This window comes from Aureimonas sp. Leaf324 (genome assembly GCF_001423245.1).
Taxonomy (GTDB): domain Bacteria; phylum Pseudomonadota; class Alphaproteobacteria; order Rhizobiales; family Rhizobiaceae; genus Aureimonas.
The window spans coordinates 153,514-170,769 of the sequence record NZ_LMOH01000012.1 but is presented as its reverse complement, the minus strand read 5'-3'; the positions used below and the strand labels follow the sequence as shown (position 1 = coordinate 170,769).

14 protein-coding genes are annotated in these 17,256 nt (G+C 64.5%); 6 read left to right on the top strand and 8 right to left on the bottom strand.

The window, feature by feature from the left end; genetic code table 11:
• The first annotated feature begins 67 nt into the window (after positions 1-67).
• Complete coding sequence (locus tag ASF65_RS08355; RefSeq protein ID WP_055887812.1) at positions 68-748, top strand: phosphoribosyltransferase family protein; 681 nt, start codon at positions 68-70, stop codon at positions 746-748.
• A 436-nt stretch (positions 749-1,184) separates the two neighbouring features.
• Here ASF65_RS08355 and ASF65_RS08350 read toward each other — a convergent pair whose 3' ends face one another.
• The 8 genes from ASF65_RS08350 to ASF65_RS08315 all read right to left on the bottom strand — a co-directional run bounded on the left by ASF65_RS08350 (position 1,185) and on the right by ASF65_RS08315 (position 12,717).
• Complete coding sequence (locus ASF65_RS08350) at positions 1,185-3,005, bottom strand: TniQ family protein (RefSeq protein WP_055887808.1); 1,821 nt, start codon at positions 3,003-3,005, stop codon at positions 1,185-1,187.
• Positions 3,005-4,075, bottom strand: coding sequence for an ATP-binding protein (locus ASF65_RS08345; protein WP_055887805.1), 1,071 nt, complete (start codon positions 4,073-4,075; stop codon positions 3,005-3,007). Before ASF65_RS08345 ends, ASF65_RS08350 begins: the two co-directional genes overlap by 1 nt.
• Entirely contained in the window at positions 4,072-6,486 is a 2,415-nt protein-coding gene (locus tag ASF65_RS08340; protein ID WP_156369221.1) for a hypothetical protein, read from the bottom strand. The genes ASF65_RS08345 and ASF65_RS08340 overlap by 4 nt, the downstream gene beginning before the upstream one ends.
• On the bottom strand, positions 6,437-7,186 hold the full coding sequence (locus ASF65_RS08335) for a hypothetical protein (protein WP_055887799.1): 750 nt from the start codon (positions 7,184-7,186) through the stop codon (positions 6,437-6,439). Before ASF65_RS08335 ends, ASF65_RS08340 begins: the two co-directional genes overlap by 50 nt.
• 919 nt (positions 7,187-8,105) lie before the next feature.
• Complete coding sequence (locus ASF65_RS08330) at positions 8,106-10,133, bottom strand: ATP-dependent helicase (protein ID WP_055887797.1); 2,028 nt, start codon at positions 10,131-10,133, stop codon at positions 8,106-8,108.
• Complete coding sequence (locus tag ASF65_RS08325) at positions 10,130-12,109, bottom strand: AAA family ATPase (RefSeq protein ID WP_055887796.1); 1,980 nt, start codon at positions 12,107-12,109, stop codon at positions 10,130-10,132. Before ASF65_RS08325 ends, ASF65_RS08330 begins: the two co-directional genes overlap by 4 nt.
• On the bottom strand, positions 12,099-12,386 hold the full coding sequence (locus tag ASF65_RS21320; RefSeq protein WP_055887794.1) for a hypothetical protein: 288 nt from the start codon (positions 12,384-12,386) through the stop codon (positions 12,099-12,101). The genes ASF65_RS08325 and ASF65_RS21320 overlap by 11 nt, the downstream gene beginning before the upstream one ends.
• An 85-nt stretch (positions 12,387-12,471) precedes the next feature.
• Positions 12,472-12,717 carry a hypothetical protein gene (locus ASF65_RS08315; RefSeq protein WP_156369220.1) on the bottom strand — a complete coding sequence of 82 codons (246 nt, stop codon included), beginning with the start codon at positions 12,715-12,717 and terminating at the stop codon, positions 12,472-12,474.
• A 750-nt stretch (positions 12,718-13,467) separates the two neighbouring features.
• Between ASF65_RS08315 and ASF65_RS08310 the strand changes: the two genes are divergently transcribed.
• From ASF65_RS08310 to ASF65_RS08285, 5 genes are all read left to right on the top strand, one after another.
• Positions 13,468-13,803, top strand: a complete 336-nt coding sequence (locus ASF65_RS08310) for a hypothetical protein (protein WP_055887791.1) — start codon at positions 13,468-13,470, stop codon at positions 13,801-13,803.
• Positions 13,800-14,393 (top strand): restriction endonuclease, encoded by a 594-nt coding sequence (locus ASF65_RS08305; protein ID WP_055887788.1) that lies wholly within the window; start codon positions 13,800-13,802, stop codon positions 14,391-14,393. Before ASF65_RS08310 ends, ASF65_RS08305 begins: the two co-directional genes overlap by 4 nt.
• Before the next feature lie 724 nt (positions 14,394-15,117).
• The gene (locus ASF65_RS08295; protein ID WP_055887782.1) at positions 15,118-15,450 is read left to right on the top strand and encodes a HepT-like ribonuclease domain-containing protein; all 333 of its coding nucleotides are present in this window, start codon (positions 15,118-15,120) and stop codon (positions 15,448-15,450) included.
• Positions 15,451-15,612: 162 nt separating this feature from the next.
• Entirely contained in the window at positions 15,613-16,728 is a 1,116-nt protein-coding gene (locus ASF65_RS08290; protein ID WP_055887779.1) for an ABC-three component system protein, read from the top strand.
• Positions 16,713-17,234 carry an ABC-three component system middle component 2 gene (locus ASF65_RS08285; protein ID WP_348271172.1) on the top strand — a complete coding sequence of 174 codons (522 nt, stop codon included), beginning with the start codon at positions 16,713-16,715 and terminating at the stop codon, positions 17,232-17,234. Before ASF65_RS08290 ends, ASF65_RS08285 begins: the two co-directional genes overlap by 16 nt.
• The last annotated feature ends 22 nt before the right edge of the window (positions 17,235-17,256 follow it).

The following is a 17,256-nucleotide window of genomic DNA, read 5'->3' as shown; positions in this document are numbered from 1 at the left end:
GACAGGTCTCGCCAGGAACACACGTCGGAAGCGTCGACGGAGCCGACGATCAGGAGGAGCGAGGACGATGACCGTTTCTGGCGGCCATGCGATGTTCGCCGATAGAGGCGAGGCGGGCCGCAAGCTCGCCGCAAGACTGAGCCGGATGCACATCGCGAAGCCGATCGTCTACGCATTGCCACGTGGGGGCGTGCCCGTCGCCGCTGAGATCGCCCGTGATCTGCATGCGCCCCTGGAACTGATCCCGGTTCGCAAGATCGGGACGCCGGGGGACCCCGAGGTGGCGCTCGGGGCCGTCGTCGACGGTGCCGAGTCGCATATATTCGTCGATCACGATTTTCGGCTTCGATCCGGGGCAGACGATGCCTACATCGAACGTGCGGCCGCCGAGGCCGTGCAGGAGAACGAGCGTCGTCGGTCCATCTACCGCATCGGCTCCAAACCCATCGATCCGGCGGGGCATGTTGCGATCGTGGTGGACGACGGCATCGCGACAGGGGCGACGATGCTGGCTGCCGTGTCCTGGCTCTCGCAACGCGGCGCAGTCGGAATCTACGTTGCCGTGCCGGTAGCTCCCCGTGACAGGATCGGTTTGATCGCTCGACGGGTCGATGCCATCGTTTGTCTACACCCCGTGGATGACTTCGAAGGGGTTGGATCCGCCTACGAGGGCTTTCACCAACTGACTGACGCGGAGGTCATGGCAGGGTTGAAGGAGGCGCGATCGTCGCGACGCGTCCGAAGCTGAGAGTGTTCACACCGCTTCAGCGCCTGTCCTCGGATGCTCGGTGACATCGCTCACCAACGGTAACGGCAGCCGATTTTCGCGCGGTTCGGACCGACGTGCCTCCCGAGTGCCCAAGCGGCCTCCTCGGAGTAGGACGAAATGGTCCACTCAAGATTTCCGACCGCCTCGTGAGAGGCGGTCGGAGAGTTTGGCCGGCACCTGTTAGCCATAGTCAGCTGAGGCACCGAAACGGCGGCATCCCTTGCGCGTCACTGCATCTCGGACTCGGCCATCAGAAAACCGAGTATCTGCATAGACTTAGGGTTAGGCCGAATAAGCTGGCTATCATTACCCACGCGGATACTTCGGTTCGAATGGATCGAAACGATGCCGACCACGAAAAAGCCCCCGTCCGATACGGACGGGGGCTTTCTGGAAAGCTAGATCAGGCTCGGTCTCAGATCACGTCGATGCGTCGGTAGAGCGTTATCTCGAGAACTTTTGGATCGTCGATCGGTGCGATTCCCGCCTCTCTTAGTTCTCTTGCGAGACGACGGAAGTGTCGTCCGCGATCGTCGGCCAAGGTATTGAGCGAAACGTAGCTCCGCTTGAACTGGTCGAGTTCGTCTCGATCGACGATCGTCTGAGGGCGTCGCATCACCGGGTTGACGATCGTCCTCGCCCTCAGATGCCCGCGATCGACCAGTTTCTTGACGACTACCGTCGAGGTTCTCAACTCTTGTTCGACCGCTCTCAACGTGACGATCCCTTCGGCTCGCGGCGCCAACAGCGTCTTGATCTCCTCGGGATCTACGAGGACGGATAGGTATCCTCTCACGTCCGGATCGATGCCAACTCTCGTCAGCTTGCCACCGAACAGCAGCTGCAGGATCTCACCGGTGGAGCGGCACGTCCTCTTCGCGGCCGCCGGCAGATGATAGAGCCCATCGAGCGCGATGGTCCGATCCGCCTGGTCCAGCATACGCGTCATGAACGCATCCGCCTCACGCCGCTCGATCGACCACGTCCGGAATTTGTCGCTCTCGGACTCGGGGATCACCTTCACGTACTTCATCTCGATGAGCGGTCGCACGTGTGGCCGAGGGATGCCAAGATACTTCGCGACCCCCTGCAGATCCATGGCGTCGCGCAAGCCGCGGAGTAGAGGCGCAGCTCGATCCGCGGAGAACAGCGTGCGATCGTCCGACTTCTTCTGACCCCGGTCGATGAGACCAACCTCGCCGAGGAAGGTGCGGAGCCGTTTAGGATGGAGGCGGTTCTCGCGTGCGGCCTCGTAGATCGACTGGACCTTTCGCTCCGGGAAGGGGCGGCCAAAGGCCCTATCGGCCGGCCCCACCGGTAGCGATGCGTTCATGTGATCCATCATCAACTCTCGCACAGGTTCGTAGGCGTCATCGTCCGTCTCGTGCGCGAGCCGTTCATAGAGGCGCCCGAACATCGACTTCGGACCCCAAGCGGTTCTCGTATCGTGGAACTTCCGCTGGCGGCGTTCGAGGAACTCTCGGAACGACGCTTCGCCACCCTCGATGATCCCCATGCCCACCTCCTCGCAACCAACGCGTTCGTTGCCCGTCAGCTCGCGTCCACCGATACCGGGCCCGAGAGTCTCGACGATACCCACGAGGAAGGAGAGATCGATCACGACGTACAACGGCAGGGCGTCGATCCAGCCGGAAGCGGCGACCCCGCGCAGACGAGAACGGACGTAGCCTTCGAGAGCCCGAACCGGTCGCTCGCGGCACTTGGCCAGCAGCTGAGGGAGCCGGGGGATCGCTTCCGCAAACCGAGGAGACGTGTCGTGGCGGCGATCGGTTTCCGGATCGAAGGGAAGCGCGACGAGACCGACCCCATGCAGATCGCAGCAACGGATCGCCTCGACGATCCACGCCGCCCTACGGTGGGGACGGGCCGCCGGCCGGCACCCCAAACGCTCCAGGTCCTCGGCCATGCATCTCGGACACACGCGGATCCGGTCACGCATCAAGTGGTGGCGCCCCAGTCTCTCGCCGCGATGAACGAACGACCGGGACGATCCGACACGGACGAACGCGTTCTCGTGCAGGGTGGCCGCCTCGATCCCCGCCATCGACGCCAACGTCTCGATCGCCGCGGGAACGCCATCGACGATGCCCTGAAAGTCCAGCCCGAAGTCCAGGCAGAACTCCGCGGATTCGTCCCTGCAGGCGAGGACCGAGCGACGCGAGAGGTAGTCGGACGGCGTCTCGGCTTCTCCGACGTCGAGTTCGAACGGCAGCATCAGCGGCGTTCCTTGGGCTTGCGCTTACCGGTGGGAATGCCACGGTCGTCAACGTCGTCGACGTAGAGCGCGCTGCCGACGTTGATCATCGTGAAGCGGGTCGCGAGGAAAACGTTATCCTCGTCCGGCGCACCCGTTCTCGCCGCGTAGACATCGGCGAAGTGCATCGCCGTCAGCGTGGTCTCGCCCGAGCCGATGCACTCGCAGACCGCGTCCTGGATGAACTCGATGAGGATGCCGAAGGCGCCGAAGGTGGCGTGGATGAGCTTGTGGACGAACTCGTCCGTGCAGAGCTCCGAACCATCGATGCCCGGTACCGCCTGCAGGATCAGGGCGACCGTGTCCCTCACGACCTGGACATCCTGCTCGAACGACAGCGTCTGGAACTCGACGACCGTCACGCGCCGCCGCATGGAGTCGTCGTCGCGGAAGAACCTCCGGATCTCCGGCAGGCCGACGAAGATCCACCACACCGGCCACTCGGAATTCTGCATAAGGCGTTTAAACGTGTTCTCGATCGTCTTGACGGAATCGGCCTTCTCGATCTGATCGCTGTGCTGAGCCTCGTCCATCGCCAGGATGCGGACGCCTTGCTCCGGTAATAGGCGATGCACCATCGGCCAGACCTTGCTCTCGCGGATGAACCGGGTGCTTCGGTAGGCGAGCCTGTCCGTCAACATGTTTCCGAGAGCCGCAACAGTGAACGGACTGGGAGCCACGAACCTCAGGAGGGTCGACCGCCCATTCTCGTCGGGCGCGAACTCCGGCCTAGCCTCGAGGACCTTCTGAGACGTCACCGACTTTCCCACTCCGGCAAGACCCTCGACCAGGAGCGCGCGTCCGCCCCGTTCCGTCATGTCCCCGGACAGACGCTCGTGCGGAAGGCTCAACTCCACGGCTACGGAGTCGAGAAGCTTGTCGATCGCTTCGTTCAGCTCGGCGTCGTTGCTGTTGGGAACATAGACCTTACGCATCGCCGTCATCGCCGCGGTCTGCGCCTGGCGCTTCGGGCTCTGGTTCGCGAGGATGCGGGCGACGAAGCGGTCCCGCTCGCTGTTGGTCTCGCTCACGCGTCGTCTCCGGTCTTGATCGAGAAGGTCCGGCGACCGCGACGGGTCGTGGGCATCGGTTCGTCCTTGGACGTCGAGGTCGGCGCCTGCACCTCGGCAGCATCGATCGACGCCATGTCATCGACGGAGTCGGCGTCCGACCGGAAATCGAGGGTCCGCCCACGCTCCTCCGCCGGGACGATGCGGAACTGGCGGAAGAGCTTCGCGGCTTCCTCCTCGATCTGGTCACGGGTCATCGTCGACGGTCCGATGCCGGCATCCAGTGCGGAGCGGATGCCGAGGTTCCGGATGTCCGCCAGCGCGGTCTGGACGACCGACTCCCTCAGGGCGGAGACGTCTGCGTGCTGGCGCCGAATATGCGTGGCGGCGTCGAACCAATCCTCCAACGAGACCTTGCCGAGTGCCGTCCGGCAAGGAACGGTCACCCAGGGGGAACCGGGACGCTTGGCGCGTGCCGAGATCTCATCGAGGTTGTCGACGTCCAAGCGGACCTCAACCTTCTCCTGTCCGACGAGCCTCCGGATCTCGGCGACTTCGTCGTTCGCGAATTCGAGACCGACCAGGGAGATCCCGGTGTTCTGGATGCGTCGCTCGAACGTCATGCCGAACGCGGCACGTAGACGAGCACGCGAGGGCGGCGGCTGAACGCCGTACAGGCGGGATGCCTCGATCCAGGCGTCGTTCGGCGTTCGACCGCCGAGCCCGGAGTGGGGTTGGTTGTTGTAGACGTCTACGAGGTAGCGGATCAGCGCAGGCTGCAGGACGGGAATGACCAAGTTCGCGACTTGCTCGGGCTTGATTTCCCCCTTGGCGTTGACGCCCGAGAAGGTTCTGCCCTGAAAGAGCGGCAAGAGCTGGATGTCGGTCGTGCGGAACACAGCCTCCAACCAGCCGCGCTCGTCGGGCACACCGGCCTTACCGTAGGCGACCTGAGATCCTACGTCCCGGATGCCCGCCTGGACGATGCCCGCGATGTTCTCGGGCCCGCCGTCCATGGCGAACGTGCTAACCGAACACATGTGCGCCCAGGTCGATACGCAACCCGCCGCCCTCGCGATCTCCGTCTTGTCCACGAACGCCATGCGCAGGGCGCGCACGGTCGTATCCGCGTTGGGATCGAGCGAGAGGCGAACTCCGACCACGACCCGCGTCGCGGCATCGATGCCGAGGGTAAGGCTGAGGCGCAATTTCTCGACGGCCGTGCGAACGTCCGCGGACAACCCGTCGAATGCCTTGCGCGGCAGAAGCTTGCTCAGGCTCTGGATTCGCCACGAATCGTAGCCGACGAGTTCCCCGGGACGCATGGCGAGTTCATGGCGACCGGCGACCTTGAAGTCCCGTCGTGCCTTGCTCGGTCCGTAACGGGCAAGAACCTTGTCGTACTCGGGCAACTTGCGGATGTCGCGTTCGAACGTCGACAGCGAGGGCGGGGTGAGGGGAGGAAGCCCCGTCTTCGCTCGGAGCTCGTTCTCGGCGAAGAACGTCGGCAGCTTCGCGACGCGCTCGTGGGGAAGACGCGTACGCCTGGAACGAGACGGCCGCGTACCGCCGACGATGTCGGTCGCTCCCTCGAAGTCGGGTCCACCCTTCATCAGGCGATAGAGCGTCTTCGCCGTGGGACGGCTCCTATCCAGGTAGGCGTCCCGCCAAGCCGTCATGATCTCGAGGGCGCGAGGATCGGCGAGGTTGGGACCCCTTGGGGAGCGACGACGGCTCCGACGATCCCGCAGCTGCATCGGGTCCCAGCCCGTGGCCTCAAGGATCGCGATGTAGCCGAGCACCGTCGACGGCGCGGGGACGACCAGGATCTGCCGGGACGTGCGTGCGGCCAGTCGGCGCGTCTTGTCGACCTTCGAGGACCTGTTCGCGCCGCCGTACGCACGCGCCGACGCATCGAGGCTGAGTTCGTCGTTGACCTCCGCCATGATCGCAGGGAGCGCCTTGCGCAACGCCGTCCGGGTATAGGGCAGCTCCTTCTTCTTGTGCTTCTCGACGACCCGTCGGCACAGCTCGGTGTAGGCGATGAGCGTGTTGCGTTCCTTCTCCGGCAGGTCGGAGAGGGTCAGCGCATCGGGGAGGTCGATGATCAGAGACTGACGGGAGGGATCGTTCTCGGGGATCCTGGGGTCCACGCGATCCTCGCCGACCAGCCTGTCGAACGCAGTCTGCGGGAGCGTCTGCACGATCCCCGTATCGAGCGATCGCATACGCAGCATCAGTGCATCGCTGGCGACGTGGGCGAAGTCGTGCCCGTCGATCCGGAAGACGTGGCCGGGCGGAAAGGACCAGGTCGTCGGGCTCGGTCGGGGGGAATGCGAATGGGCGAAAGGCGGCATGGAGAGTTCTCCTTTGCGAGGGGGATCAGGAGTGGCGGAGGCGGACGAAGCAGGTCGAGGCGATGCGCTCGCCATCCCGCACCTCGAGGCGGCGGGCGGCGATGGCACGGACCACGGAGCAGAAGCCGATGCCGTCGGACGCGATGGCGTCGGCGAGCTCCGAGAGACGGCACCAGCCGACGAGCGATGGGATCAGGCGATCGAGCCTATCGTCCGCCATCGGGTCCGGCATTCGACGGGCGTGGATGACGAGGCGCGCATCCGCGACGTCGTCCGGATGGATGTCCCTCTCGGTACGCACCTCGAAGGCGTCCGCGACGCTCGTTCCGTGTCGTGCCAGGACGCGGCGATGGACGTCCTCGATGCGGGAGCTCTCCACCCGGTCCGCGGGCTTCACGGCCACGCCGACGCGGCGACCGTTCCTCAACGTCAGTCGCAGATCGATGAAGTAGTCGTGGATCTCGCCGTCGTCGTCGACCCAGTCAATCCGTACCTGCTCGTCGATCGCGACGACGTCCTCGGATGCCATGGCCAGGAGGAGGACGAGTTCCTCGAAGCGACTCTCGTAGACGTGCTGCCGCCCGGTGCGGTCGTCGACGATCGAGCCGCGATGGGAGGCGGTGCTCGTCATCGAGAACTTGCGCTCCGCTCTGGTCGGCTCGACGGGGACGAAGGAGGCCTCGTCGGGAACGACGATGGGCATGGGCATGGCCGGCGGCCCGTAGACGGCGGGCGGCGGGCGGTGGGTGCGGGGGGCGCGGATGTATCTACGCATCTTCCCCCTCCTTGGCGGCGGGGAGGTGCCCCATCGGAGGAGCGGCGGCTCGGGTTCTCGAACTCGGCTCCAAGCCGAGGTTCGACGGTTCGGGTGCGTTAATCATGGTCGGCTTTCGTTGGCGCAGCCGGCCCCGATCGCCCACTCCGAGCTTGACGATCGACGTGCGATCGGCGAGTGTCGGGTGGTCGATGGATCGAGCTGCGATCTGTGATGGATCGGGTCACGGTCTCGATGGATTGGCCCAGGACGCGATGCGAACCTGGCCGATGGCGAAGTGAGTAGGCGGAGCTCGAACTCCGCGATCGACTGGTTGGTACTGGTCAACGGCTACTGCGGCGCTTACCGCAGGTTTGACGGATCGTGTTTGGCGACATCGACCGTCGGGAATTTCAGGGGGTGTGGCGACACACCCCCTTCGTTCCCCTGGAAGCCTAAGGTCTCCTTTCCTCGTTTCGTTCTCATAGTTTCGGCAGCAGTGATTGACGAATCATTGCCGCGATTTTGCCGCTGGACTTCTTGGCCGAAAGTCAAGAGGCGTATGTTGACTCGATATCCGCAATGTTCGACTTCGAATTTTATTGATTCGACTTAGTCTTGATTCATTTTATGGTTTTTGCCGCTGCCATTGATTCCTATGCCTGAATCCGCTTGAAAGGATTTGTTAGATCCTCTTGGCTTATGCATGTATCGCTGATCAGAAGGCGCGATCGATACCTGCGGCCTTTGCTCCAAAGGCTGAAGGAACGGCTAATCCCGTTCTCCATATTTATTTTCTGTGGAACGTTTCTTATCGACCGCTAACTTCGGTAAACGAAGTACTGATTTTCGATAGCGAAATTTGACCTGCGTTAGCGTCGGAAGTGATTGGTCAACGATTACAAGAGGTTGAAGGAATCGAGCTTGTCGCTCGCTCGCCCTAGTCGGGGATGCCGCCTCCGCCATCATCCTTTTCATGCCGGCCGGCGTGGATCTGCCGAACGATCGACGAAATGGCGTCCTTCGGATCCGTCCCCTCGAGGATCGCCGACTGTACTGTCGTCTTCGCGACGTGGCCTTCGAGGAAGCGCGATGCACGTCGCGCCCTGCGTCGCCCCGATCCACTGCTCCACCGCGGGACGAGGATGGTCAGTCTTCCGGCTGCCCTCGTGACCGCCAGGTACAACGCGTGGCGCTCCTGCTCCAACTCTACCGCGCTTTCGGCATGAACCGACGGGATCGAACCCTCCGTGCACGACAACACCGTGACGCTTTCCCACGCCCGATCCCTCGCCATTTGGATCGTCGAGAGCGTGACCTGCCCCGGTGCCGCCATTACTGGATTGCCGGGAGCGATGGGGTCGATCGCGAGCTCGTCCAGCCAGGGACGGAGTTCGGGCACCGTCGCGGAAGCGGTCAGGAGCGCCTCGACATCGGCCATTCGATCGTCCGCGTCGACGTAGCGGCGTTCGGCGAGAGGACGATACAACTCGGCCGCCACATAGCAGGCCCACACCGCCGAGGCCGACGCGGCGATCGTCGCCAGCTTCTCGGCGAACTCGCCGAGGTCGGGAAGGTCGGCGCCCACGAGTATCGGCGAAGACGGGTCGAGTTCGTGAAGGGGGCGACCGGCTAGGGCCTCGAGGATACGCTTCGCCGCGGTCGGGTCGATACCCGGCATCATCTGCAGGGCGCGCAGCCCCGACAGACGAGCCGCCGGGCTCACCGCATAGCGCAGGATCGACAGAAAGCCGCGGACGTGAGCTCGGGCGGTCCAGGGCGATCCATCCAGCCTGAGATACGGGATGCGGCGTCGAATGAACTCGGCCTCGACTAGGACGGAGTCGCCCGGCGATCGGTAGAGGATCGCTCGACGGCAAAGGTCCTCGCCAGCCGCCCGAGCCGCCTCGAGCTCACCCGCCACGAGCCGCGCCTGCGCGGCGTCGTCGTCCACGAAAAGGATGCGCGGCTCCGGCCACGCATGGAAGCCGGCCAGCGGCCGCGGCATGCACGCACCATCACGAAGTATGGCCGCCGCGAGCCGCAGGATCGGCGGCGAGCAGCGGTAGGAGGTCTCCAGCCGCATAACGGTAGCGGCGGGGTCGTAACGGCCCGCGAACGCGGCGATCTGCGCCGTCCCGCCGGCGTGAACGTCGATCGCCTGGGCGTCGTCGGCGAAGACGGTCAGGCCGCGCCCGTGGGGGCGGAATGCGTCAAGGATGGTGGCCTGAAGAGGGGACAGGTCCTCGTAGCCGGAGACGAGGACATGATCCCAGCACGAGGAGACGAGTTCCGCGAAGTCCGGATCCGTGAGTGCACTCGCGAGGCGGGTGAGGAGGTCGTCGACATCGAGCGAGTGTTGGCGCCCCTTCTCCTCACGATAGCGATCGAAGAGGGCGTCGAAGCGAGTTTCCGTCGGCAGCAGGCCCGTCGGATACGCCGCGAGTAGCCCGCCCAGGTCTACCGATCTCGCCGTGGCCTCCGACAAGATGTCGAGGCAAAGGTCGGCGGGCGGAAGCGGCGGCTCCGAGGTGGCCTCTGACATGCCGTCACGCACCGGGGTCATCACGGCGATCGCGTCCGTCCTATCGAGGATCGCGAAATCCGGAGAGAGACCGAGGCGACGCGCGTGCGAGCGCAGGATCCGCAAGGCGAGCGAGTGAAAGGTCATGACCTGATCGGAGGCGATCGCCGGCACCGCAGCGCGGATCCACGTCGTCAGCTGCAGCGCTGCATCCGGCGAGGGCACGACCACGAGGAAGCGGGCGGGGTCGGCGCGGGCCACGACGAGGCGCTCGATGCGACCGACGAGGACGGTCTTCTTTCCGGTGCCGGGCCCGCCCAGGACCATCAACGGCCCCGCGATGTGCGGGCCGGGACCGGAGATGCCGAAAGAGGCAGCGGCCTCCTGCGTGCGGTCGAGCGCACGGGGGCTCGGCAGGTCGCGCTCGAAATCGTCGCGGCTCATCGGCCGGCCTCCTGCGCGGAGGAGGCCGGCAGCCCGAAGCCCGACGCGATCTCGAGGATGGCGGCGCGATCGAGGTGGCGCCGGGCGAGCAGGGCCGTCACGAAGGCATCGAGCGCGTCGCGGTGACGGATGAGCAACGCGTGCGCCCTACCGGCCGCGGCCTGGAGAATTGGTTCGATCCGGGCGCGCTCCACCGACGGCTCGTAGGCGAGCGTGCCGCAGAAGCCGAGGCGGCCGATCATGCGTCCAGCCACATCGGTCGCGGCAGCCAGGTCGCTGTCGTCGCCTCCACCGGAGCCGGTGCTCGAACAGCCGAGGACAAGCATCTCGGCGGCTCGACCGGCTAGGAGGACGACGATATGCGCGTCCAGGTCGGATGCGAGCGGGATTGGTCCTCCCGGACGCCCGAGCAGGACCTTCGGCCCGGTTCCCGCCACCCCGGCCGACATCGACGACGGCACGGAGCCGCAGGCCAGCGCGACGACCAAGTGTCCGGACTCGTGGACCGCGATACGGCGCCGTACCTCATCCGACAGGTCGTCGACGGGAAGGGCGGCCAGCTCGACGTCCGCCAGCGTCACAGCGCGCCCTTGGCGTCTGGCCGAGCGACGCGCCTCGCGAGCGACGGCGGCCGCATCGGCGCCGCTAGCCGACCCCGCCAGGATCTGCGCGATCGGCGTCAGCTCGGCGGACGAGAGCGCGCCGCCGAGGTGCTGCGCCAGGATCGCGGCGAGATCCGATGCATCGGGGAGTCCGATCACGAGGCGCTGCTCGAGACGTCCGGATCGTAGCAAGGCGGGATCGAGGCGGGTCGCGTCGTTGCACGCCGCGAGCACGGTGAAGCCAGCACGAGCGTCACCGCCATCCAACTCCGCCAGTAGGCAGTCGACGACCGTCGACCAGTAGGCGTCGTATCGCCCCTCGGTGCCTCGGGCGGGAAGGCTGCCCAACTCGTCGATGAAGACCAGCGAGGGTGCCGAACGGCGGGCCTCGGCGAACGCCGACTGGATGGACTTGGTGACGTCCCCGAGATGTCCGGAGCCGGAGCTCTGCCAAGCGGAGAACGACGTCGACACAAGATGAAGGGAAGCGCTCGCCGCGACCGATCCCGCGAAGGTCGACTTGCCCGTACCGGGCGGGCCGACCATGAGCGCGCCGGGCGAAACGTCGGTCCAGGCGATGCGACCAGCCCTGAAATCGGCGACGTCTCTGACGAGATCGGTCGCCCATGACATGGCCGAGCCGTAACCGCGAAGCTCCTCCAGCGGTCGAGGGGGCAGCGCCGTCGCCGCCGCCTTCGCCCCTGGTTCCTCCGGCCCCGGCTTCTCGATGCACATCAGATCCATCGCGAGCGCCCAGGCTTCCGAGGCAGAAACGCCCTTGGCGCAGGCTACGTCGAAAGTCGCATGGGTGAGAGTGGGAGGCCACGACGGAATATCGCCCCCGATGTCGACCGAGCCGTAACGGCGGGTGAACGTGTCGCGCAGGGCATCCGAACCGGGCAACGAGAGCGTAATCGACAAGTCGACTAAGGGCGGGAACGAGAACGCCGCGTCTCCGGTCGTCGTGACGATCAGGACACGGCCCTTCGCGATGTGCGTAAGCAGCGCCTCCGCGTTCAGCTGTCCGTCGATCAAGGGATCACCGGAGAGGTGAACGAAGACGACCTTCCGGTCCACCTCGTCGCCCGCCAGCAGCCAGTCGATGGAACAGCGCAACGGGGGCTCGAGGAGGCCGCCGTCGATCGGCGTCGTCACGACGATCACGAGCGGCGAATCCTGGCGAATGCGGTCGATCTGCGCGTCGGAGAAGCTGCGGACGAACTCGCGGTGGATCGCGAAGCGGCTGGGCGCGAGGAAGCCGATGGCCGCCTCGCGCTGTTCCTCGACGGTCAGGGGGCACTCCTCCGGGCCGAAGTCGACGCGCAGATCGTCGAAGGAGGTGAGGGCGGTGGGAGCCGAGCGCCTAGCGGCCATCGACGCCTCCCGTGGACGCGTCGTCGCAGATCGCGCCGTCGCGATCGAACCAGGCGAGAACCAGCGCGGCGGCGGGGCAGCCGGCGGTCGCGAAGCCGACGAGCGAGGTACGGATCGCGGCGCGGGTCTGCGCGTCGGCGGAGCGACGGGCCGCCCGGATCGCGGCGCCGACGGCCACGGCGGAATCGAGGTGGACGACGCACGGGGCGTTAGCGGGCGTGCGGGGGCGGTCGCCGGGATGCAGTGCATCCGGCGGGGTGGTGGTACGGGAAAACATGAGGATCCTTCGGCCTACGCGAGGCTCGGCGAGAACTTGGGTCAGACGGGCCGGAGATACCGGTCCCGGCGCAATTCCGTCGGGCTCAGAGCCTGCGGATGACGATCTCGGGATCGACGTAGGAGGTGTCGACGAAGTCCGCGGAGACGATGCCCTTGTTCATCAACGTCACCAGCGCCCCATAGGCGTGCGGCTCGGTGCGCGCCAGGATCGCGACGGCCGCGTCCAGGTCCAGAATGTCCCCGGTCTCGGGGATGCGCTCGAGCAGGGCGGCCTGACCGGCCGACAGGAAGTCCGCGACGTTAACCATGCTCCCGCGATGCGGGCGCACGACGTTGCGGTCCCCCTGCGGGGAACTATAATTGATGCTAACCATAGTCGATGCTCCAGACAGCTCGATGGTGGCCAGGTCGTCGCGATGTTACGAGCACCGCGATGACCGCCGTTTTGCTAATGAATGGTCCGAGACTTATGTCTCAGGACGAATAATATAACGGTGGAAAAACTCCGCAAGTCACCTTGCGGCGGAAAGTATGGTTAACCGTACGTTTCTGTTTTATTAAAATGCTACCGATCCTTATTTCATCGGATTGCTCGCTGTTAGTGTGACAACCTTGGGTTGCATTTATGACCCTCGGTTGATGAAATAATTTGACCCGACGTTCGCCGATGGTGTTCGAACGGCCTCTGAGGATATTGACGTCCGAGAACGGACGTAGGGGGGGGGCTTCGGCAAGGCCTGCCGACGGTACGCATGATCTTCGCTCACGAAGACGATGGAGCCGCGTCCACGGATCATGCCGAGACCCCCCCGGTCCCACGGCGAAGTCCGAGTAATCGTGTCGGAACTCGCGCTTCGATCGCTCGTCGGCGCATATCGTGCCGTATCGGTATCCACATCGTGCGCCGAGCTAGGGAAACCTTAAGCGCGACGATCGATGCTATCCGCCACGACACGACCCCAAACCGCCCGTCCGGGGGGCCGGCGTCGATCGTCCGATCTGCGTCCCACAACGTTCGAGCCTTCACTTGTACAAGCTTACGGTCGGCGTCTTCCCTCTGCTGCTTGTCCTCATGGAGGGTGTGTAGATACCTGCTTGGACAAAACCTGATCGACTTCATCGGCCCGACGTTCTGCGTTGCAGGATTGTCGTTTCTAGTTCCTCTTCTGAGGGTGAGGACCCGCACGATCGCGCCGTCCGGCGGCGGGGGGCCAGGAGCGACCTACGACGATCAAGGTTTAGTCTACTTCGTGTTCATCATGCTGGTGATCTTCATGGCGGCGTGGGGTGTGGCGGTGTCCTACTCCCTCAAGAATCCTGCCGTCGCGTTCCACGGAATTCCGATCCACATCTGCATAGGCGTTGCGCTATATGTCATCAGCGTTGCCTTGACCTACGCCAAGGAGTGGAAATGAGCTTCTCGTTCCCCGACGTCGTCGGAAGCCCGTTCCTGGAGGTCTTGGCCGTACCGCTGGCGACCGGCGCCTTGGCGGTCGCGACGTTTCCGCTCCTCGGATACCTCTTTCGGCACGGCTGGCTGCGAAGGCGTTGGCCAGTCAGGATCAAGCTGCCGAACGGTAGGACCGAATATCTGCGAGGCGGCGACGAGGCCGAGCTCCGCATGGCGTTGTCCGAGTACCTGGACTTCGAGAAGCAAGTGCTGGCCGCGATCCGGGATCTGCAACGGACTTCCGACGAGGTGACGACGGTGGAGGAGCTTGAGGGAGCACACCAGGCTGACTTCGTGCTGCGGGCGAACGGCAGAACCTACCTCGTGGAGGCGAAGCTCGACGGTGACTCGATAGATCGCAGACTGCTGCGTAGGTACTTCGATGCCAGGAAGGCCGACGAGATCATCCTGGTGAGCAAGAAGGGGTTCTCGAAGACGGCTAGGGAGAGACTAGGCAGATTGGGGGGCGACCGGGTCCAGCTCTTGAGCGCAAGCGGTTCCGTCGCCATTCGCGATCAGATCGCCCGAATTCTCGTGCACTCGGCTTCCCGGTAGCGCGGCTCGACGTCGAGGCATAGGCTCTAGCGGGTCGGTGGCGACTCGGGGTCGGATCCAAGGCGACGTTTGACGAAGCTTTCGGGTTTTGAGGCTTCGTGGAAGCCAAGCCCATGTACGTCGAACGGCGACTGCTCAGGCGGACCTTCTCTACAATACGTCATCTTCGGCGGGGCAAAGCTTCTCGGAGGACTTCCTCCGGGCCTTGCGTTGGGCTGACGTGCTCCACCGATCCCGGAGGCTTCGGTTTAGGTGTCCAGCGAAACCGCGATCCGATCTTCATGAAGATCGATGCCAGATCGTGTGTCCCGCTCGGGTGGAGCGGGCTTCGGAACTGCTGGCGATACGGCGTATCGTTTGATTCCGAACAAGCCGAAGCCTACGTATGCGATCACTGGTACAGAGAGGCATCGTTGAGGATAGTCGACATGCCGATACACCCGTCGGATGCGCTACGGGACAACAAGCAAGCGTTGCTCGCTGTCCTCGCTCGATATGGCGTAACGAACCCGTGATTCTTCGGCTCCGTGTCGAGAGGTGAGGATACCGTCGACAGCGACATCGATCTGCTCGTGACGAAATCGGCGCCGATGAGCTCCGGAACGATTGCTCGTCTCCGGCGGGAGGTCGCGGAAGTATTGGGCTGGCGCGTCGACCTTGTCTTCGACACCGCACTGAAACCCCAGGTGGAGCGGGAGATCCGATCCGATCTCGGAACGCTACCGTGAGGTCCGATCAAGCCAGGTTCCAGTGGTCGGTGCACGAGGCGCTGCACTATGCCGAACGTGCGATCAGATACGTCGGTGATCAGGATATCGCGGAACTTTCGCGGAATTCGATGGCTGTCGATGCGACGGTACGATGCATCGAGGTCATCGGCGAGACTGCCGTGAGAGCCAAGAAGGCGTCGCCTGAGATCTATGCGCAGCATAGGGAACTCATGTTCGACGAGTTGCGCGACGCGCGGAACGCGGCGATACAGGAGTATGAGCGGGTCGATCCGGAAGACCTTTCGGGTCGCGACGAGCCTCGGACGCCCGCGACACGCCATACCTAAACGACGGGCCGGGTGCTTGGGTCAAAGGCGCTCCGACCGCAGATCAAAAGGTGCGTCCGCAGCCGTTCTCCCAATGAGATGGCGTCATGCGGCGACGGCCCTTATCGCTTTCCGGCAGGTCGGGTTTGATGCTACGACGAAGGCAACGAGTGCAGCGTCGTCATGAATATCGATCCAGCATCTACGACGGATATCGATCGTCCGTCGCCTTGGCCGAACGCGAATGCTCGCCTCCTGGGCCTGGGCGTCGGGTTGCCCGTGAAACCGCTCGACCGCCTCGCTCAATTCAGCCCGCTCGACTTCGAGCGTTTCACGCTGGAATGGGCCACGGGGTACCTGGCACGGAAGGTGCCAGGCGTCGATCAGGTCCAGCAACGCGGCGGGTCCGGAGACAAGGGCCGCGACGTCGTCGTGTGGCTCGATCCGACAGCAGCCGACCCGCGGCGCTGGAGCCTCTATCAATGCAAGCACTACCAGACTCGGCTCGGCTGGGGTTCGGCGGCGGCCGAGATCGCCAAGGTCCTGTTCTACACCTATCGAGGCGATTACCGAGCGCCGTCTGAATACTGGTTCGTGACTCACTTGGGCGTGACGTCGGACCTCCAGGATACCCTCGACGATCCTGCCGGCATGGCGAGGAGGATCGTCGCCGACTGGGACAAGCGCTGTCGGTACGAGATCATGAAGGACGAGGTGATCCTGGAGCCGTCGCTCGAGGAGCATGTCAGGAAGTTCGACTTCTCGATCTTCAGGGCGAAGCAGCCGCTCGAGCTGCTGCAGGAGCATGCCCAGACGAACTACCACCACACGGTGTTCGGCCTGCCGTTGATCGAGCGCGTCGTTCCGAAAGTTCCGCCATCGGCCGTCGCCCCGACCGAGACCGTCTACGTCGGCCGACTGTTGGAGGCCATCGGAGAGGCCGTCGGCGAGCCCGTCGTAGACGAGGTGGCACTGCAGCCGTTCCCGAAGGAGGCCGCCCTGTTCCGGCGATCGCGTCTCACGTTCTACTGCGCGGAGAATCTCCGGGAGCTCGCTCGCGACAGCATGCTCGACGAGGCCTTCTTCGACACCCTCCTGCAGGAGTTCGCCGACGGTCTCTACTTCACCTACACGGGACCGGCGGCCAACGGCCTCGCACGTCTGGGAGCGACGGTACAGGCGGCGCAGAGCCTGCAGCTGACCGGGCACATGCTCAACCCTCACGTCATGGCCAACGACCGTGAGGGGATGTGTCATCAGCTCGCCAACGACGGTATCGTCGAATGGATCGATCGATGACGCCCGCATCCGCCTCACCGAGGCGCGAGGGACGCATCTTCAACTCCCCGCTCGAGCATGGACTGAGGATGTTGTTCATCCTCAACGCCAACGAGGGACGGAGCGCCGACCTTCAACGCCTCGTCTCGTTCGACTATCTCCTGGTTCATTCCGGCGATGCGGATGGCCCCGAGAGCCTGCATCCCGCCGTGCCGTTCCGCGGGGGGGAGCTGCTTGTGAAGCGCGAAGCGCTGAGCATGGGGCTCGACCGCATGTTCTCGCGTGAGCTGATCGACAAGCGCTTCGACCACAGCGGCATCACCTACGCCTCGAACGCCCTCACCGCCGCGTTCCTAGCCCTGCTCGCGAGCGACTACGCGAGACAGCTGGCCATACGGGCACGGTGGACGATCGCCACGTTCGGGGAGCTCGACGATCGCGCCCTCGACGACTTCATGTCGGAGCGTATCGGGAAGTGGGGCGCCGAGTTCAATCGTGTCGGATCCCTCGAGAAGTTGGTTCTCTGACGATGATGCACGTCCGCCGCAT

Excerpts from the sequence above, each read along its gene's own strand:
- ASF65_RS08350 (WP_055887808.1), bottom strand. The coding sequence starts at position 3,005 with ATGCTGCCGTTCGAACTCGACGTCGGAGAAGCCGAGACGCCGTCCGAC.
- ASF65_RS08355 (WP_055887812.1), top strand. The coding sequence starts at position 68 with ATGACCGTTTCTGGCGGCCATGCGATGTTCGCCGATAGAGGCGAGGCG.
- ASF65_RS08330 (WP_055887797.1), bottom strand. The coding sequence starts at position 10,133 with ATGAGCCGCGACGATTTCGAGCGCGACCTGCCGAGCCCCCGTGCGCTC.
- ASF65_RS08340 (WP_156369221.1), bottom strand. The coding sequence starts at position 6,486 with ATGGCGAGCGCATCGCCTCGACCTGCTTCGTCCGCCTCCGCCACTCCT.
- ASF65_RS21320 (WP_055887794.1), bottom strand. The coding sequence starts at position 12,386 with ATGTTTTCCCGTACCACCACCCCGCCGGATGCACTGCATCCCGGCGAC.
- ASF65_RS08305 (WP_055887788.1), top strand. The coding sequence starts at position 13,800 with ATGAGCTTCTCGTTCCCCGACGTCGTCGGAAGCCCGTTCCTGGAGGTC.
- ASF65_RS08290 (WP_055887779.1), top strand. The coding sequence starts at position 15,613 with ATGAATATCGATCCAGCATCTACGACGGATATCGATCGTCCGTCGCCT.
- ASF65_RS08325 (WP_055887796.1), bottom strand. The coding sequence starts at position 12,109 with ATGGCCGCTAGGCGCTCGGCTCCCACCGCCCTCACCTCCTTCGACGAT.
- ASF65_RS08335 (WP_055887799.1), bottom strand. The coding sequence starts at position 7,186 with ATGCGTAGATACATCCGCGCCCCCCGCACCCACCGCCCGCCGCCCGCC.
- ASF65_RS08285 (WP_348271172.1), top strand. The coding sequence starts at position 16,713 with ATGGATCGATCGATGACGCCCGCATCCGCCTCACCGAGGCGCGAGGGA.